This is a genomic window from Tenacibaculum sp. DPLXC6, from assembly GCF_056815515.1.
In genome coordinates, this window is the sequence record NZ_CP141806.1 from 2440346 (window position 1) to 2460286 (window position 19941).

At 31.6% G+C, this 19941-nt stretch carries 13 protein-coding genes; 9 read left to right on the forward strand and 4 right to left on the reverse strand.

Going from position 1 to position 19941, the window contains the following annotated elements; translation table 11 throughout:
• Positions 1–12 precede the first annotated feature (12 nt).
• Entirely contained in the window at positions 13–2613 is a 2601-nt protein-coding gene (locus VCM48_RS11050; RefSeq protein WP_482270544.1) for an AsmA family protein, read from the reverse strand.
• Between the two features lie 119 nt (positions 2614–2732).
• Between VCM48_RS11050 and queG the strand changes: the two genes are divergently transcribed.
• The gene (gene queG / locus VCM48_RS11055) at positions 2733–3659 is read left to right on the forward strand and encodes a tRNA epoxyqueuosine(34) reductase QueG (protein ID WP_440120521.1); all 927 of its coding nucleotides are present in this window, start codon (positions 2733–2735) and stop codon (positions 3657–3659) included.
• 40 nt (positions 3660–3699) lie between these two features.
• Here queG and VCM48_RS11060 read toward each other — a convergent pair whose 3' ends face one another.
• Both VCM48_RS11060 and VCM48_RS11065 read right to left on the reverse strand, forming a co-directional pair.
• Positions 3700–4341, reverse strand: coding sequence for a PAS domain-containing protein (locus tag VCM48_RS11060; RefSeq protein WP_274639007.1), 642 nt, complete (start codon positions 4339–4341; stop codon positions 3700–3702).
• Positions 4342–4665: 324 nt separating this feature from the next.
• Positions 4666–5283, reverse strand: a complete 618-nt coding sequence (locus VCM48_RS11065) for a PAS domain-containing protein (protein ID WP_482270545.1) — start codon at positions 5281–5283, stop codon at positions 4666–4668.
• Between the two features lie 135 nt (positions 5284–5418).
• Here VCM48_RS11065 and VCM48_RS11070 point away from each other — a divergent pair, with 135 nt between their 5' ends.
• From VCM48_RS11070 to VCM48_RS11105, 8 genes are all read left to right on the forward strand, one after another.
• Entirely contained in the window at positions 5419–7713 is a 2295-nt protein-coding gene (locus VCM48_RS11070; RefSeq protein ID WP_482270546.1) for an NADP-dependent malic enzyme, read from the forward strand.
• Between the two features lie 63 nt (positions 7714–7776).
• Positions 7777–8358 (forward strand): Holliday junction branch migration protein RuvA, encoded by a 582-nt coding sequence (gene ruvA, locus VCM48_RS11075; protein ID WP_482270547.1) that lies wholly within the window; start codon positions 7777–7779, stop codon positions 8356–8358.
• Positions 8359–8379: 21 nt separating this feature from the next.
• The gene (sov, locus tag VCM48_RS11080) at positions 8380–15465 is read left to right on the forward strand and encodes a T9SS outer membrane translocon Sov/SprA (RefSeq protein ID WP_482270548.1); all 7086 of its coding nucleotides are present in this window, start codon (positions 8380–8382) and stop codon (positions 15463–15465) included.
• A 26-nt stretch (positions 15466–15491) separates the two neighbouring features.
• Positions 15492–15872: a glycine cleavage system protein GcvH gene (gene gcvH / locus VCM48_RS11085; RefSeq protein WP_047787900.1), complete on the forward strand. Its 381-nt coding sequence runs from the start codon at positions 15492–15494 to the stop codon at positions 15870–15872.
• Positions 15838–16218, forward strand: coding sequence for a VanZ family protein (locus VCM48_RS11090; RefSeq protein ID WP_274639012.1), 381 nt, complete (start codon positions 15838–15840; stop codon positions 16216–16218). Before gcvH ends, VCM48_RS11090 begins: the two co-directional genes overlap by 35 nt.
• Positions 16219–16281: 63 nt before the next feature.
• Positions 16282–17004 (forward strand): energy transducer TonB, encoded by a 723-nt coding sequence (locus tag VCM48_RS11095; protein WP_274639013.1) that lies wholly within the window; start codon positions 16282–16284, stop codon positions 17002–17004.
• Positions 17005–17108: 104 nt separating this feature from the next.
• Positions 17109–17795, forward strand: coding sequence for an energy transducer TonB (locus VCM48_RS11100; RefSeq protein ID WP_482270549.1), 687 nt, complete (start codon positions 17109–17111; stop codon positions 17793–17795).
• 106 nt (positions 17796–17901) lie between these two features.
• A complete protein-coding gene (locus tag VCM48_RS11105) occupies positions 17902–18483 on the forward strand; it encodes an acyltransferase (protein ID WP_274639015.1) in 582 nt (193 codons plus the stop codon).
• Between the two features lie 122 nt (positions 18484–18605).
• Here VCM48_RS11105 and VCM48_RS11110 read toward each other — a convergent pair whose 3' ends face one another.
• Positions 18606–19928, reverse strand: a complete 1323-nt coding sequence (locus VCM48_RS11110) for an MptA/MptB family glycosyltransferase (protein ID WP_420802973.1) — start codon at positions 19926–19928, stop codon at positions 18606–18608.
• Positions 19929–19941: the final 13 nt, after the last annotated feature.

The window sequence follows — 19941 nt, forward strand, 5'->3', positions numbered from 1 at the left end:
TGTTACAAAAGACTATTTAACAGTGTCTTTTTGTTGTTTTTTCTTCTTTTTTCCGAACAAACCACCTAAAACATCCGTTACTTTTTTAACGGTTTCTTCCTTTTTGTTGGTTGTGCTAGTACTATCTTTCTTCTTATTCCCTAATAATCCACCTATAGCATTGTTAACCAGTTTGTCTTTTTGTAGCTGAACTAATTGCTGACTTAACTTAGTAACTGATGACGACAAATCTGTTTTTACAGAAGGGTTAGTCATGTTTCCAGCAATACTAGCAGTAACAGGAACAGTAATGTTTTGTTGGTCTTTAGCACTTAATTTTGAAAGTAGTCCTTGTGCTTCATTACCTAAATATTTTGCAGGAACATTCAACGTAACATTATAGTTCATTGTTTTATCAAAACCATGGCTACCACCAACAGTAATACCAATATCATTATATTTTAAATCAAATGGTTTTACCACCACTTTACCTTCTTTAAAAGACAGGTGTGTTTTAATATCAGATAAATCTAGTTTTGATAAATCCATAAAAGATAACTTATCATTTAATAAACTTAAAGCTTTCGTTTTTTGTGGATTGATACTGGTTGTTAATAATTCAGCAAGTGCTTTACCAGAAACAGAAGCTAAGTTAGGAGTAAAATCATCATTTAAACTCCCCGCTAAGTCAATGTCAGAATTTAATTTACCGTTCATAGCACCAGCAATAGGACTTATTGATTGTAGTAAATCTAAATTGGTAAATGATTGTGCTATATCGAAAGACTTAATACCTAATTTCATATCGAAAGTAGGTTTCTTTTGTTGTGTGTTAACCTCTCCGTTTAAAGCAATTTGACCATTAAAAATACCAGCATTCATATTTTGTAATATGGCTTTTTCATCTTTTAAAAGAAGCGTACCTCTTACATTTTGTAGGGTTAAATTATCGTAATATACAGTTTTAGCGTTTGCAGAAACGGCACAGTCTAAAAATGCAGGAATCTTTAAAGATTCCGTTGGTGTATCTTTTTTGGAATCACTTTCTTTATTTTCAATAGCTTCAGGGTTTTCTTGCATAAAGTCACTAACATAAAACTTGTTAGAATTTAACTTGAAGTTCCCTTGTAACTTTTTATCTGAAAGTAAAAACCCTAGTAAATTTTTAAGTGTTCCAGTAGCATTTAAATCACTTTTCCCAGTAGTAGCATCAAACTTAGTTAAGCTAACGGTACCTGGTGTAAAGTTGACAATTGTATTTTTAATATGAAGTGGATTAACAACATCTTCTGAAGAAAAAACAAAGTCACTTACCTCCATTTTTCCGTTATTTTTTATACGACTTAAAGTATTGTTTTCAATAGCTTTCATGTCGAATTCTGTGCGTAAATCGGCTTTTAAAATCCCACTTAACTCATTTTCTAAATCAATAGGATACGCTTTGTTTATATTAGCTAGGTTTAAAACACCTTTTAAACTAGCATTTACTTTAGGGTTGGTAGTTAGGTTATAAATATTTCCTTTTCCAGAAAAAGTATCTTGATCAACTTTAAAAGAAAGACCATTAATAGTAACAAACGTATTTTCGGTTTTACCAGTAGTATTTTTTATTTGTGCGTCAATATTAATGTTTTGAACACTTTTAGGTAAATCAGGATATTTAAATGAAGCGTTACTTGACTTCATAGAAATATCTAACTTAGGAATATGATTATCGTCAATAATTCCATTTACTTTTCCGTTTACGCTGAAATTACCTGTGGTACTTACACCGGCAATACTTTTAGTGTAGGCTTCAGGAATTAACCCTAAGAAGTTTTTAAAGTCAGACGAAGGAGTCTTAAAGTTAATGTCAACTTCTTGGTTTTTTTCGTTTATTTGAACAAAACCATCAAATACCAATGGAAGGTTATTTAACTTAGCTTCATTTTTTAAGAAAGAAAACTTCATGTTAGTTAAGTCCATTCCCAAAATAGCATCTAACTCTATTTTTTGATTCTTAGCATAAGAATTACCGTCCATTCCAAAAGAAACTAAAGTGGATGTTTGTGTGTCTAACTCTGTATTAGATTGAGAGAAATCACCACTTCCACTATGATTTAATTCGGTTAGTTCAAGGTTTAATTTACCTTGCTCATCATTGTATTTTATCCTAGCATTGTTAATAGCGTATGAATTAATAGATAGCCCGAAAGTAGATGGTTCTTCATCTTTTGTGTCTTCTGTTTCAGAAGGTTTAGCAATATCATAATTGGCATTTCCTTTTTTATCAACTAATACATTTACTAAAGCATCATCGATAGTAAATGATTTGATGTTTAGCTGCTCGGATGAAGCCTTAAAAAGCTCAGTAAGTTTTAATGCTAAGTTTACCTCTTTGGCATATACTAAAGTATCACCTTCAAAAGGAGCGTTATTAATTACCGTAAGGTTAGATAATTGAACTGATGCATTTGGGAAATTTCTAAGTAAGCTTAAGCTAGAATCACTAAAATCAACTTTCGCATTTACGTTGTTGTTAATGGTAGTTTTTACCAAGTTCATCACTTTATCTTGAAATAGTAGGGGGATACTAACCAAAAGGATGAAGAAAAAAACTACAATACCTAATAATATTTTATATATCTTTTTCATTATGAATAAAGTTTGTCATGTAATACTAACGAACAAATTTCAACATTTATTTGTAAATAGAAAGTGAATAAAATTATAATTTTTCTTTTGGTAATTTTGCGCTGTTAAAAACACGTATTTTGAATAAGAAACAGCAATACTCAAATTTTATAAAAACACAAGCAAAACGTTTGGGTTTTTTAGGTTGTGGTATTGCAAAAGCTGACTTTTTAGAAGAAGAAGCACCTCGTTTAGAAAAATGGTTACAAAATGGGTATCATGGTGAAATGCATTATATGGAAAATCATTTTGATAAACGTTTAGACCCTCGTTTATTGGTTGATGGAGCAAAATCAGTAATTTCTTTGTCGTACAACTATTTTCCTTCGGAAGTTCAGGAAGAAGGAAGTTATAAGATTTCGAAATATGCTTACGGTCAAGATTATCATCATATTATAAAAGGAAAATTACGTGAATTGTTACAGTTAATAAATGATGAAATAGGAGAAGTCTCTGGTCGTTGTTTTGTAGACTCAGCACCTGTTTTGGAACGAGCATGGGCGCAAAAGTCAGGATTGGGTTGGAATGGAAAACATTCGTTGTTAATTCAAAAACAACAAGGGTCGTTTTTCTTTTTAGCTGAATTAATTATCGATTTAGAATTAGAATATGATAAACCTTTTAAGACAGACCATTGTGGTAGCTGTACTCGTTGTATTGATGCGTGTCCAACACAAGCTATTTTACCTAACAATACGGTTGATGGTAGTAAATGTATTTCGTACTTAACAATTGAGTTAAAAGATGCAATTCCGTCAGAATTTAAAGGAGAAATGCAAGATTGGATGTTTGGTTGTGATGTGTGTCAAGATGTTTGTCCGTGGAATCGTTTTTCACAACCACATGAAGAAAGTCTATTTTCACCTCAAGAAAACTTGTTACAAATGAATAAACGTGACTGGCAAGAGTTAACACAAGAAACCTTTAGTAAAGTGTTCAAAAAATCGGCAGTTAAGCGTACTAAGTTTTCAGGATTATTAAGAAATATTGACTTTATAAAACAATAAAACCGCTTTTAAAAGCGGTTTTATTTATGTTTTTTGAAAATTATTTAGGGTTTGTTTCTCCGAAGAAGAACCAATTAAGTCCCTTTTTAATCATTCCGCTTTCTTTTGCAGGAGTTTCTTTCTTGTCAGCCTCTTTTGTGTCAGCACTTTCTCCTTCAAATAAGTTTACAACAAATTCATCATACGAAGAGTTAACTTCTTCTTGTAAATATGAATTAAAATATAATTCACTTGCCTTTTCACCTTTAATTTTTTCAATTTCTAATAACGTTTTGTATAAAGGCTCTATTTTTTTTACAACATTTTCAGGTAAAGATTTCCTTCTTCCTGTATACCCAGTGATTTTTCCGTTATCATCTTTTTCTACATCAAAATCAGTAATAACCCAGTAGTATCTACCTGTTCTTGTTAAGTTTTTAACAATAGCATGGAAGTTGTTTCCTTGTTTAAGGTTGTCCCATAATACTTTAAAAACTACTTTAGGCATATCAGGATGCCTAATCACGTTGTGAGGCTCTCCAATAAGTTCTATTTTATTGTATTCCGAAGCTTCTTCAAAAGTATCGTTCATGTATAAAATAGTTCCAGCAGGGTCTGTTTTACTAATGATTGTTTTAGACTTGTCCCATTTTACTTCCTCATCTATAACTTTGGAAGGTCTTAGAGCATTGTTTGTGTGCATTTTTTTTGTTTTAATAGTTATTCGGGGTGGTTTACTTAAAAATAATCAGCAAATATAAGGTTTTTGGAGCAGGAGGATGTTTTGATTTAGGTTTTAGTTAGGTTAAAAACTGTAAAAAAGAAGTAATTTTTATTTAATCTAAAATACTGGTTTTTAAGTGATTGTATTGTGTTGTTTTTTGCTTAAAAATAATAGGATAGTGTTATTTTTTTAAAAGAAAGTATCATGTAGACTTTTTATTTTAAAATAAAATAGGGTTGAAACAAGTGTTTCAACCCTATTTAAAAGTTCTTTAAGAGGATTATTTAGGGGAAATAATAAATTTTATGTTGGATTTGTTTCTCCAAAGAAGAACCAATTCAAACCTTTCTTTAAAGGATTTGTTTCGTTTTTAACTTTCTCAGCTTCTTCTTTAGAAAGTTCTTCGTTAAAAAGATCAACCACAAATTCATTATAAGTTTTACCAACTTCTTCTTTTAAGTAGGCATCAAAATACATTTCACTTGCTTTCTCACCTTTTAGTTTTTCAATATCTAAAAGTGTTTTGTATATAGGCTCAATCTTTTTTACAACTCCATCTGGAACAGCTTTTCTTCTGGCTGTATATCCAACAATTTTACCATCCTCATCCTTATCAATAGTAAAATCGGTAATAACCCAGTAATATCTACCTGTTCTTGTTAGGTTTTTAACAATAGCATGGAAGTTTTCGCCTTTTTTAAGGGCATCCCACAATACTTTAAAGGCTACTTTAGGCATGTCTGGATGACGAATAATGTTATGAGGCTCACCAACTAACTCAATAGTACTATACTCACAGGTGTTAGAAAAAACATCGTTAGCATATAAAATAGTTCCATAAATATCAGTTTTACTTACAATAGTTTTTGTTTTGTCCCATTGTACTTCTTCGTCAATAATGTGTCTTTGTGTAGTTTCCATTTTTTATTTGGTTTAAGGTTAGAGCAAAATTCAGGAAATTTTTAAAGACGAAATATGACTTTTATCAGGTTACAAATTCTTTTTACTTCATAACAAAATGTATATTTGTAAGTTCAAACAAACAAGAACGAACCTATGAGAGATTCTAGAAAAAGGCATGAAGCACTACTTTATCATGCTAAGCCGAAGCCGGGAAAAATAGCAGTAGTACCTACCAAAAAATATGCAACTCAACACGATCTATCGTTAGCATATTCACCAGGAGTAGCAGAGCCTTGTTTAGAAATAGCTAAAGACAAAAACAACGTTTATAAATATACATCAAAAAGCAACTTAGTAGCTGTTATTTCAAATGGAACAGCGGTTTTAGGACTAGGAGATATTGGTCCTGAAGCATCTAAACCAGTAATGGAAGGTAAAGGACTGCTATTTAAAATTTTTGCGGATATTGATGTTTTTGATATTGAAGTAGATGCTACAGATGTAGATAAATTTGTGGAAACTGTTAAGGCTATAGCTCCAACTTTTGGAGGGATTAACTTAGAAGATATTAAAGCACCTGAAGCGTTTGAAATAGAGAGGAGATTAAAAGAGGAATTAGACATTCCTGTAATGCACGATGATCAACATGGTACAGCAATTATTTCTGCCGCAGCCTTAAAAAATGCATTAGAAATTAATGAAAAGGATATTAAGGATGTAAAGATTGTTGTTAATGGAGCAGGAGCTGCAGCAATTTCATGTACACGTTTATATCTAGCCTTAGGAGCGAGTCGAGAAAACGTAATTATGTGTGATAGTAAAGGTGTTATCAGAAAAGATAGAGATAACCTAACATCACAAAAAGCGGAATTTGCTACAGATCAAGATGTAAATACTTTAGAAGAAGCAATGTTAAATGCCGATGTGTTTATTGGTTTGTCAAAAGGAAATGTGGTATCTCCTGAGATGTTGTTATCAATGGCGAAAAACCCTATTGTCTTTGCAATGGCTAATCCAGAACCAGAAATTGAATATGATTTAGCAATTGCGACAAGAGACGATATTATAATGGCAACCGGAAGGTCAGACCATCCTAACCAAGTGAATAATGTATTAGGTTTTCCTTTTATTTTCCGTGGAGCGTTAGATGTTCGTGCTAAGAAGATTAATGAAGAAATGAAAATGGCAGCGGTACATGCATTAGCAGATTTAGCGAAGCAATCTGTACCAGAGCAAGTAAATATTGTATACGATGAAGTAAGCCTTTCTTTTGGGAAAGAATATATTATTCCAAAACCGTTTGATCCAAGATTAATCTATGAAATTCCACCAGCAATTGCAAAAGCAGCGATGGATTCAGGTGTAGCTCAGGAACCAATTGATGACTGGGATAAGTACCGTGAAGAGTTGATGGATCGTTCAGGAACAGGAAGTAAAGAAGTACGATTACTACACAATAGAGCTAAAAAGAACCCTAAGAGGTTAGTGTTTGCTGAAGCAGATCATTTAGATGTATTAAAAGCAGCACAGAGAGTGTATGAAGAAAAAATTGGAAAACCGATTTTATTAGGAAGAAGAGAAATTATTTTAGAGTTGAAAACGGAGTTAGGATTTGATGCTGATGTACCGATTATTGATCCTAAAACTGATGAAGAGGAAGAAAGAAGAAACCGATATGCTGAAATATTTTGGAAATCAAGGCAGCGTAAAGGGGTTACCTTTTTAGAAGCTCAAAAATGGATGCGTGAACGTAATTATTTTGCTGCAATGATGGTTAATTCTGGTGAGGCAGATGCGTTAATTACAGGATATTCAAGACCATATCCTTCTGTAGTGAAGCCAATGTTAGAATTGATTGAAAAAGATCAAGGAGTAACAAGGGTTGCGGCAACAAACATGATGTTAACAAAGCAGGGACCTATGTTCTTAGCAGATACAACAATTAATATTAATCCAACGGCAAAAGATTTAGCTAAAATTACACAGTTAACATCTGTATTAGCTAAAATGTTTGGAATGAAACCAAATGTTGCAATGTTAGGGTTTTCAAATTTTGGATCATCAAAAGCCGAAAGTTCAACTAAGATTAGAGAAGCAGTTTCTTACATTCACCGCCATTATCCTAATGTTTTGGTAGATGGGGAGTTGCAAGCAGATTTTGCTTTGAATCCAGAATTATTAGCAAAAGAATTTCCATTCTCTAAATTAAATGGTAAAAGAGCAAATGTGCTAATTTTCCCTAATTTAGAGTCAGCCAACATAACTTATAAGTTAATGAAAGCTGTTGATGAAGTAGAAACTATAGGACCTATTTTATTAGGAATGAGCAAGCCAGTACACATCTTGCAATTGGGGGCAAGTGTAGATGAAATGGTAAATATGGCTGCAGTAGCAGTTGTAGATGCTCAAAACAAGGAAATGAAAGCTAAAAACAAAGTTTCTCAATAGGTTAAGAGAAATTTTTTTAAAAGATAATTTTGTCTATTTTAGACAAATAGAAAAAATAGCTGGATGATAACACAAATAAGGGGAAAACTTGTGGAAAAAAATCCTACATACGCTGTTGTAGATTGCAATGGAGTAGGATACTTAATGCATATTTCTTTAAACACATATTCATCATTACCAAACGATGAATATGTGTTGTTGTATACACACTTATCTATTAGAGAAGACGCTCATACTTTATTTGGGTTTTCAACAAAAATTGAACGAGAAGTTTTTAGGTTACTAACTTCGGTTTCAGGTGTAGGTCCAAGTACTGCACGAACAATGCTTTCTTCAATGACTTCACAAGAAGTCTCGCAAGCAATAGCTTCTGAAAATGTAAAACTGATTCAAACAGTTAAAGGTATTGGAGCTAAAACTGCACAACGAGTTATTGTTGATTTAAAAGATAAGGTATTAAAAACCTTTGACGTTGACGAAGTTTCTGTGGTACAGAACAATACAAATAAAGAAGAAGCGTTATCTGCTTTAGAGGTTCTTGGGTTTGCAAGAAAGCAAGCTGACAAGGTAATAGGGAATATATTAAAAGAAACACCTGATGCAAGTGTTGAAAAACTTATAAAACAGGCGTTAAAAAACTTATAAAAAAGGTTGGAAAAAGCAGTTATGAATAGATTACTTACGGTGCTTACTGTTTTAGTAAGTGTTGTTTCGTTTTCGCAAAATACTCAAAAAGATAGCACTAACGCTGTTAAAAAAGATACTGTAACTCCCCTTAAATATAATTTTAAATACAATCAAAACGGAACACTTTACTTAAATAACCCTACTCAAAAAGTAGTTACTTATGACAAGGCGTTAAATAAATTTATGATTGTTGAAAAAATAGGAGACTATTATGTAGGTACACCTATTTTTATGACTCCTAAAGAGTATAATGAGTACCGTTTAAAAAATGATTTAAAAGATTACTTCAAAGAAAAAGTAGATGCTACTAATCCTAAAAAGAAAGGAAACGAAGCAGCACGTAAAAATTTATTACCTAAATACTATGTAAACTCTAAGTTTTTTGAATCCGTTTTTGGAGGTAACACTGTTGAGGTAAACCCAACAGGGCAGATTAATATTAAACTTGGAGGAGTATATCAAAATAATGAAAACCCTCAAATTTCTGTAGAGAATCAAAGCAGTTTTACATTTGATTTTGATCAACAAATTAGTGCAAGTTTACAGGCTAAAGTAGGTAAACGATTAACAGTAACAGCAAACTATGATACTCAATCAACTTTCGATTTTCAAAATATTATAAAGCTAGAATATACTCCTACTGAAGATGATATTATTAGAAATATAGAGGCGGGTAATATTAGTATGCCAATTAAAAACTCGCTTATTAATGGAGCACAATCGTTATTTGGGGTAAAAACAGAATTACAGTTCGGTAAAACATATGTAACTGCTGCTTTTTCGCAACAAAATTCACAATCAAAAACAGTAGTAGCAGAAGGGGGGGCAACAATTGAACCATTTGAATTAAGAGCTTCAGATTATGACAATGATCGACACTTCTTTTTATCACAATACTTTAGAGAAAATTATAAAGAGGCTTTAGAGAATTATCCATTAATTAATAGCCCTATAAATATAACAAGAGTTGAAGTTTGGGTAACAAATAGAAACCAAAATGTAAGCGATTATCGTAGTATTGTAGCTCTTGCCGATTTAGGAGAATCAGAAGATGCAAATGAGGTAAATCCAGCTGAAATAACAACAACACCAGGAGCTATATCTGTTAACTCTGAAATTATACCATATAATGGAGTGAATAACTTAAGTTCATTACTAGCTGCAAACTCAGGAGGAATTAGAGATGTAGCAACTATTGATGCTGCTATTAACGGTATAGGAGTACCAGCACGACAAGGATTTAACTACACATATTTGCAAAATGCTCGTAGATTACAACCCAACGAATTTAAATTGCACTCACAATTAGGTTTTATCTCTTTAAACAGAAGGTTAAACGATGGAGAAGTTTTAGCGGTAGCTTTTGAGTATACTGTAGTTGGAGCTTCTAATGGAGAAACAGTATTTAAAGTAGGAGAGTTTTCAAACGATGGAGTTGTAGCACCAGCAAATATTGCAGTTAAGTTATTAAGAAGTGAAATATTAAATACAACAAGGCCAGGAGATGATACAGAAGCTTTTCCAACTTGGAGGCTGATGATGAAAAACGTATACGCTTTAGGGGCTTTTCCATTACAGCGCGATGGATTTCGTTTTGAGTTATTGTATCGTGATGACGAAACTGGTACGTTACAAAATACTCTGCAAAAAGCACAAACGCCGGGGGTAACAGACAAGCCATTATTACGTATTTTAAACTTAGATAAATTAGACCAAAGTGAATATGCAGTTCCCAATGGAGATGGTTTCTTTGATTATGTTGAGGGAATTACAGTAAATTCTGAAAGAGGTTATATTCTATTTCCAGAGCCAGAGCCATTTGGTAATGATTTAAAAGATGAACTTACCAATCCAGCAGATCAAGATAAATATGTGTTTGAAGAGTTGTATTTAACTACAAAAATTCAAGCAAAAAATGAGTATCAGAATTTAGACAAATTCTTCTTAAAAGGGTATTTTAAGTCAGAAACTAGTAGAGGAATTTCTCTTGGAGCTTTTAATGTACCTAGAGGTTCGGTGAGAGTTACTGCTGGAGGAAGACAATTGGTTGAAGGAATAGATTATGTGGTAGATTATCAGTTAGGTCGTGTACAAATTTTAGACCCGGGCTTAGAAGCATCTGGAATACCAATTAATGCATCTGTAGAAAACAATACATTTTTTAATCAGCAAAGAAAAACATTTATAGGAATAGATGTTGAACACCGTTTTTCTGAAGATTTTATTTTAGGTGGAACTTTTTTAAATGTTAGTGAAAAACCAATTACGCCAAAAGTTAATTTAGGAGGAGAACCTATAGATAATATCATGTTAGGTTTAAACTTAGATTACTCTTCTGAAGTACCATATTTAACAAAACTAGCAAATAAATTACCTTTCGTTGAAACTGAAGCTCTGTCGAATGTTTCGGTTAGAGCAGATATGGCTTATTTATTACCAGGATCTCCTAGTGGAATTAATGTAGATGGTACTGCAACTTCGTATTTAGATGATTTTGAAGCTTCACAAATTCCCATCAATTTAAATTCACCACAACAATGGTTTTTGGCAAGTACACCAGAATCACAAGGGTTTGATGGAGGAACCTTTGGTTTAGAGTACAATTATAAAAGAGGAAAATTAGCTTGGTATAATATTGATCAACTATTTTATGGTAGTGGAAATAGACCAGATAATATTGATGAAAATGAACTGTCTAGAGACGAGGTACGTCAAATTCGCTATAATGAATTATTTCCGAATACAGATCTTGATATTACGCAGCAAAATTTAGTTAGAACCTTAGATTTAGCTTATTACCCAGCAGAAAGAGGTCCGTATAACTATAATGAGAATGCAAATATTGTTACAGCAGAGGAGCGTTGGGGAGGTATTATGCGATCGTTAACTACAAACAATTTTGAACAAGCAAATGTTGAGTATATCCAGTTTTGGTTAATGGATCCGTATGAAAATTACTCAATTACAACTGAAGAAGGTCTACCAGCTGGAATTAATCCAAATGATCCAACAAACCAAGTAGGTAAATTATTCATTAATTTAGGTAATGTTTCTGAAGATATATTAAAAGATGGTAGAAAGCAGTATGAAAACGGACTACCTGCTGATGGACAAAAGGCAGACGGAGGTAACATTCAAACATCTATTTGGGGAGATACACCTATAAACCCTTCTATTTTGTATGCTTTTGACTCTAGTAATGATGCAAGAACAAATCAAGATATTGGTTTAGATGGATTAAACGATGAGGAGGAAAGAGCAAAGTACCCTGCATTTGCAGGATTAGATGACCCTGCTGGAGATAACTTCCAGTTTTTCAGAGGTGGAGCTATTGAAAGTACCAACCCATCAGTTTTATCTAGATATAAAAACTTTAACGGAACTGAAGGTAACTCACCCACAGCAAGTCAATCAGGAGAATCTTATCCGACATCATCTACCACTTACCCAGATACAGAAGATATTAATAAGGATCAAACAATGAATCCTGTAAATAGTTACTTTGAGTATGAGGTTTCTTTAAATAAAACAGATTTAGTATTAGGACAAAATCATATTATTGATGTTAAAACACAAAATGTAACACTTTTAAACGGAGCAACAAGAAGCACTAAATGGTATCAATTTAGAATACCAGTTAGAAATGTTACTGATGCTCAGAAAATTAATGGAATTACAGATTTTAATAGTATCCGTTTTATACGAATGTTTTTAACACAATTCAAAATGCCAGTAGTATTACGTTTTGGAGAATTAGAATTGGTAAGAGGAGACTGGAGACGTTACACAAAAACATTACCAGATACAAGTATTCCTTCTGAGGATTTAGACGCAGATGAATTAAACAAGTTTGAGGTAGGTGTAGTAAGTATTGAGCAAAATCAAGATCGTTATAAGTTACCACCAGGAATTCAAAGAGAACGTTTACAAGGAACAAATAGAATTCAACGTCAAAATGAGCAATCAGTAACTTTAAAGGTAACTGACTTAGAAGCAGATGAAGTAAGGACGATTTATAAAAATATTAGTATTGATATGCGTAGGTATAAAAAACTACGTATGTTTTTACATGCTGAAAACCAAAATAGCGCAACAGGAGCTAATGATGATGAAATGGTTGCTATTATACGTTTAGGTACAGATTTAAACGATAACTATTACCAAGTAGAAAAGCCATTAAAAATATCTACATCAAATGCATCATCTTTAGATGTTTGGCCTAAAGAAAATAATTTAGATATTCCGTTAGAAGAATTAGCTAACTTAAAAATTGAAAGACCTACGGGCAGTAATCTTACTGATGTATATTCGTCAACAAGTTCTAATGGGTTAAAAATTTCTGTAAGAGGTAATCCAACATTAGCACAAGTAAGAACTGTAATGTTAGGGGTGAAAAATACTGTAGCCGATGACAAAACTGTTGAAGTTTGGTTTAATGAATTACGTGCTGTTGGTTTTGATAATAAAGGAGGATGGGCAGCTGTGGTAAATGCAGATGCTAATATGGCCGATGTGATGGATGTGTCTTTAGCAGGAAGAATGTCAACTATAGGTTTTGGTAATGTAGAAGACCGTGTACAACAAAGAAGTATTGAAGAAATAAAACAATATAGCGTAGCTACAAATATTCAGTTAGGTAAAATGATGCCTAAAAAATGGAACATGCAAGTGCCGATGAATTACAGCTATGGAGAAGAATTTAGAGATCCAAAATACGATCCACAATTCCAAGACGTAGAATTAGAAGACGCAATTGATAAAAACCCAAATAGTAAAAATGCTCAAGATTATACAAGAAGAAAAAGCATTAGTTTTATCAATGTAAAAAAGAATAGAAATCCAGAAAGTAAGAAGAAACCTAAGTTTTATGATGTAGAGAATTTCTCTGCTTCTTATGCACATAGTGAAGAGTTTCATAAAGATTATAATATTGAAAGTTATGTAAATAAAAATGTAATGGCTGGTGCTAGTTATAATTTTACATTCGTTCCTTTTAATATAGAACCATTTAAAAAATCAGAAGGATTTAAAAGTAGATACTTACAATTTATAAGAGATCTAAACTTTAATCCAGTACCAAAAACAATAGCATTAAACTCAAGAATTAACAGAAACTATAATAGTCAGCAATCTAGAAATCTAATTATTGACCCTGTAAACCCTTTACCTGCACAGCCTGAGTTAATTCAACGAAGATTTTTATTTAATTGGGATTATACAATTGGTTTTGATTTAACCAAATCGCTACAATTAAACTTTAATGCAACAAACAATTATATATATGATAGTTTTGGTGAAGATGAACAATTAGAAGTTTACGATCAATTTTTCAGTATAGGAAGACCCGATAATTATCATCAGAAGTTAAACGCAACTTATAAGCTACCATTAGATAAGTTCCCGTTCTTGAATTTTATCAATGCAGATTATGGTTATACCGCTGATTTTGATTGGAAGGCTGGATCGCAAAGTTATATTGAGCAAGTTGGAAACATGATTCAAAATGCCAACACACACAACTTAAATACAAATATAGATTTTGGTCGTTTTTATAAAATTATAGGTGTAGATAAACTTTTGTTAAAGGGAACTAAAAAACAACCTACTCAAAAAGGAACAGCTACATTAGGAGGAAGTCAAGTAGCCCAAAAAGCAAAACTTAAAAAGAAAGCTACTTTTGGACAGAAATTAGGAAAGGGAGTATATGATGTGTTAACTTCTGTAAAAAGAGCAAAGATTAGTTATTCTCAAAACAACGGAACGTTATTACAAGGATATAAACCTTCAGTTGGGTTCTTAGGAAGAAATGGCTTTGACGGAGGTTTAGCACCAACATTAGGATTTGTATTTGGTAGTCAAACAGATATTTTAAATACGGCTATAGAGAATGGATGGTTGATTACTAGAAATGCTGGAGATGAATATTATAGTAAGAATTACTCAAAAACGAGATATAAAAAGCTAGACTATAATGTATCTGTAAAACCATTTAGAGATTTAACTATTGATTTACGCGGGAATAGAATTCAGACTAGTAATTTAACGCAACAGTTAGATGTAGTTTCAAATGGTAGCGGAGGTTTTGAACAAGACCCAAATATTAAACCTTTTGAAACTGGTAATTATAGTATTAGTCATTTTATGTTAGGAACTATTTTTACCGATAATGAAGCGTTGTATCAAAATTTCTTAGATTATAGAAGGACAATTTCAGATAGAATAGCTACCGAAAGAGGAATAGCAGCAAACGATTCTGATCGAAACAATAATAATCCTGGGTTTAAGGAAAATGGACAACAAGCAATGTTACCAGCATTTATTGCAGCATATTCAGGAAATAGTCCAAATTCAGTAAGTACAGGAATCTTTAAAAACATACCAATTCCTAACTGGACACTACGTTATAATGGATTTATGAAGTATAAGTGGTTTAAGAAAAACTTTACTTCGTTTACCTTATCGCATGGCTATAAGTCTTCGTATACAATAGGTAATTATACCAATAATTTACAGTACGATTCAAATACACCAACAAATACAAATACTTCTGGTAATTATCAATCAGAACTCTTAATTTCGTCGGCAACTTTAATTGATGAGTTTTCACCATTAATAAAAGTTGATTTTAGAATGAAAAATTCAGTTTCATTCAAAGGAGAGATAAGAAGAGACAGATCTTTAACATTAAATTTTAACAACAATACTTTAACAGATATTAAAGGAACAGAATATGTTTTAGGATTTGGATATAAGATTAGAGATGTTAAATTTGTCACCAGATTTACAGGAAAGAAAGAAACCTTAAAAGGAGATATAAATTTAAGAGCTGATATTTCGTTAAGAGACAATTTAACGTTGATAAGAAGTGTAGATGAAGAGAATAGTCAGATTACTGGAGGCGAGAAATTATTTGGATTAAAATTTATTGCCGACTATAATTTAAGTAGCAATTTAACAGCATCTTTTTATTATAATCACCAAACGTTTGAATACGCAGTTTCTACAACTTTCCCAAGACAATCTATTAATGCAGGAATTAATTTAGTATACAACTTAGGAAATTAAAACAAACACAATAAAAAATCATTACAATGAACATTCCATCAGAATTAAAGTACACCAAAGACCACGAATGGGTTAAAGTAGAAAACGGTGTAGCAACTATTGGTATTACTGATTTTGCACAAGGAGAGTTAGGAGATATCGTATACGTTGATGTTGATACATTAGATGAGGAATTAGATGCTGAAGAAGTTTTCGGTTCTGTAGAAGCAGTAAAAACAGTTTCAGACCTTTTTATGCCTTTATCAGGAGAAGTAGTAGAGTTTAATGAAGCGTTAGAAGATGAGCCAGAATTAGTAAATTCAGATCCTTATGGAAATGGATGGATGATAAAGGTAAAATTATCAGACGATTCACAAGTAGCAGACTTATTAAGTGCTGAAGCATATCAAGAACTTATTAAAGGATAAACTAATAATTATAATAGCAATACTAATAACCATAAGTATTGCTATTATTAGTTTAATCAAACTAGGAAAGGCTCCTATACAAATTAACCATATAGATAAGTTAGAACATGCTTTCGCTTATTTTGTGTTAAGTTTAGTATGGTTGCTAGCTTCAAGAACAACAAAAATTAATAAATATATAATTGTTTTTTGTTGTTTTTTTTACGGCATAATTATTGAGGTTTTACAAGGTACAACCACGTCATATAGATCAGGAGAGATTTTAGATATAGTGGCAAATACGACTGGTATTTTAATAGCTTTCATAGTTTACAACTCTTTTTTTAAGAAAAATAAAGCTATTTAAAGATTAAGCTTGTAAAAGTTGAAATAAATTAATTAAATTAGCGAACTATTAAAAACATTTAGGATGGAAATCAAGAAAAATCCAAAATCAAACTTAGAGAACTATAGTAAACTATTTATGCAAATAGGTTTGGTTTTAGCTTTATTTGTAACGTATGTTGCTATTGAGAATAAGACATATGATAAAGAGTATGGAGAGTTAGGTATGGCTAACATGGCTTCTGATATTGAAGAGGAAACTATCGAGCTTCAAATTGAGCCACCAAAACCAAAACCAAATACACCTCCACCACCAGCTCCTGAAAAAATTGAAGTAGTAGAAGACGAGGAAGAGATTGAAGAAACTATTATTGAATCAACTGAAACTGATGAATCTGAAGCTGTAGAGGTAGAAGATATTCAAGAAGTAGAAGAAGTAGAAGAGGTAGTAGAAGATGTACCATTTGCTATTATTGAGGAAGTTCCTGTATTTCCAGGTTGTAGTGGAACAAAGGCTCAAAAGAAAGCATGTTTAAACAAAAAGTTACAAAAGCATATTCAACGTAACTTTAATGCAGAGCTTGCTAATGAGTTAGGTTTATCTCCAGGAAAGAAAAGAATCTATGTTCAATTTAAGATTGATAAAGATGGTTCTATCACAAACGTAATGGCTAGAGCTCCGCATCCAAGATTAAAGAAGGAAGCAGAAAGAGTTGCTAGAAAGATACCAAAAATGAAACCTGGTAGACAAAGAGGTAGAGCAGTAAGAGTAGGTTATACTTTACCAATTACATTTAATGTAGAGTAGTAATAACTTTAATAAAATATAAAAAAAGGCAATCCATATGGATTGCCTTTTTTATTGGCATGTTTCTTGTTTTTAACATAGTATTAACATAAAAATTTAATACTATGAAAACACCTAAGAAACATGCTAAAAAGCAATTAGAAAAATTCTCAACTATTTTTACACAGTTAGGTTTGGTGCTAACTTTGTTTGTAGTTTTTCTTGTTTTAGAACACGAAACACCTAAAGATGTAGCAATAGTTGAACCTACGAATGCAAAAGTTTATGAGAAAGTTTATACTTTTGACACTCCCGTTATTGTAAAAAGAGAAGTAAAAGAAATAGAAAAGCCAAAGCAAGAGCGCGTAATTAAAGAAGTATTTAAACCAGAAGTGGTAGATAATAATACGGAAAACACCACTGTAATAGATTTACCTGTAGATAATGGTTCTATAGATGTTGCAACACTAAGTCAGGTAAAAGAAGAAGAGGTAGTTGATAAAGACGATGATCCAGTTTCAATTAACAATGTTCAAAATACACCTGTTTTTAAAGGATGTGAAGGACTATCAGAAGAAGAAAACATAAAATGTTTTGAAAGAAAAATACAACAGCATATACAACGTAATTTTAATTCTGAATTAGCACAAGAAGTAGGATTAAACTCAGGAAAGTATAAAATAATAACTCAATTTATTATTGATAAAAAAGGAGATGTAGTTGATGTTAAAATTAGAGCTCCACATTACAAATTAAAAAATGAAACTGATAGGGTTGTAAATAAAATACCAAAATTTATTCCAGGTAAATAGAATAATAAAGAAGTAAAAGTAAAATATACTTTGCCTATTACTTTTAGGGTAGAATAAAAATTAAAAACTCAACCAACTGGTTGAGTTTTTTTTATTTTTGTTATATATGGATACAGACAAAACTTTTTTTGCACACGAAACAGCAGTTATAGATGACGGTTGTAAAATTGGAAATGGAACAAAAATATGGCACTTTAGCCATATTATGCCTAATTGTATTATTGGAAACAACTGTAATATTGGACAAAATGTTGTGGTGTCACCAAAAGTTGTTTTAGGAAATAATGTTAAGGTTCAAAATAATGTTTCCATATATACAGGAGTAACATGCGAAGACGATGTTTTTTTAGGGCCCTCTATGGTTTTTACAAATGTAATTAATCCACGTAGTGCAATAAAAAGACAAGATCAGTATTTAGAAACAATTGTTAAAAAAGGCGCAAGTATAGGAGCAAATGCAACAATTGTGTGCGGTAATAATATTGGAGAGTATGCTTTTATAGGGGCAGGAGCTGTGGTAACTAAAGAAGTGCAACCCTACGCTTTAGTTGTAGGAAATCCATCGAAACAAATAGGATGGATTAGCGAATACGGACATCGTTTAACTTTTGATAAAGATGGTTTGGCTATATGTCCAGAAAGTGGAGAAAAATACATGTTGGAAGACAATGAGTTAAGAAAACTTTAAGGTAAAGTTTTAAAAAAGTAAAAAAAATAAAAAAAACATTTGTGAAAAGAAAAATCTTATTTATATTTGAACAGTGGTTTTAAAACCACTTTCTTTTTCTTTTTCATAGCAATTTTTCCCACTCAATTTTGAGTGGGTTTTCTTTTTATAAAAACTTCCCAAATAAAGTAAGTATACAGAATTAGATACTCCAAAGTAATTAACCAAAGATTTTCTTTCCATGGAGAGTTAGCGTATGCTTGATAACTTAATATAATTACTAAACTCCACAAAACAGTATAACGATATTGGGTAAACATCGATATAATTAAAAGCGTTGCTATATACCAAGGATGCATTGTTGTTGTTAAAAAATAATAGAATGATAAAGCAAATAGCATGCTTACAATTAACTGTTTTACAGACTTGTTTTTTTTGAAAAAAGTAAGAATCAATAAAAAGAAAATAGTAACAATAGGTATAATCTTACCAATAATAGCTATTTCATTATAGCCTCTAAATAAATAACCAATTTCTCTCGCTAAGTAGTAAAAACTAGCATTAAACTCAAAATTTCTGAACCATAAGCCAACAGAGTTCATGTAGTTTGAAACTAATTCAGAAGAATAAAATGGAAGAAAAAGTAAAATGACTGTAAAAATTACAGTTACGTAGAAGGATACTAATTTTTTGAAACCTCTAAGGAATGAGAAATCATTCTTTACAAACCATTGAAAATATAAGGGTAAAAAGAGTAAAGGAATTAATTTAACTGAAATAGAACAAGCTAGTAATATAGCTGCTGAAAACCATTTTTGTTGCTGTAACTGATAAATGCTCCAAACCAAAAAAAATAACATTACAGGTTCAAAATGTAAGTTTCCAGTAAGTTCAATTATCACAAAAGGATTTAAAATATATAGAAAAATGTTTTTAACAGGTAACTGTAGCCTTTCTAAAATTTTTTTTCCGAAGTATAAAATACCTATATCAGCTAAAATAATCAATACTCTCATTACAACAACACTTCCAATAATGCTATTTTTAGCCAAAAGAGCAGCTATTAAAAAACAAAGTTGATTAATTGGAGGGTAGTTGGTATAATGACTACCATTCAAAGCCCCCATTCCTCCATATAACTCCTTAGCTTGGTTTATGGGATAGCTGTTTTGTTCAATAAATGTTTGAGGCAAGGATAAATAAGGGTTTAACCCTTCTAAAATCATACGACCATCCCAGATAAAGCGATAGAAATCTTGTGATAAATTAGGGATAGCAAAAAAGAAAGCCAATCGAAATAAAACAGCAATACCAGCTAAATGTACAAAGGATAACTGCTTATTTTGTAAAAGACCAAAATAACAAGTAAATAAGGCAACCCATATAAAAAGTAACTTATTAAACTCAGTACGTTCAATTGTATAAGCAAATAAAAAATACAGCACTACACTAACAAATGTTAGCATAATTGAGCTATAT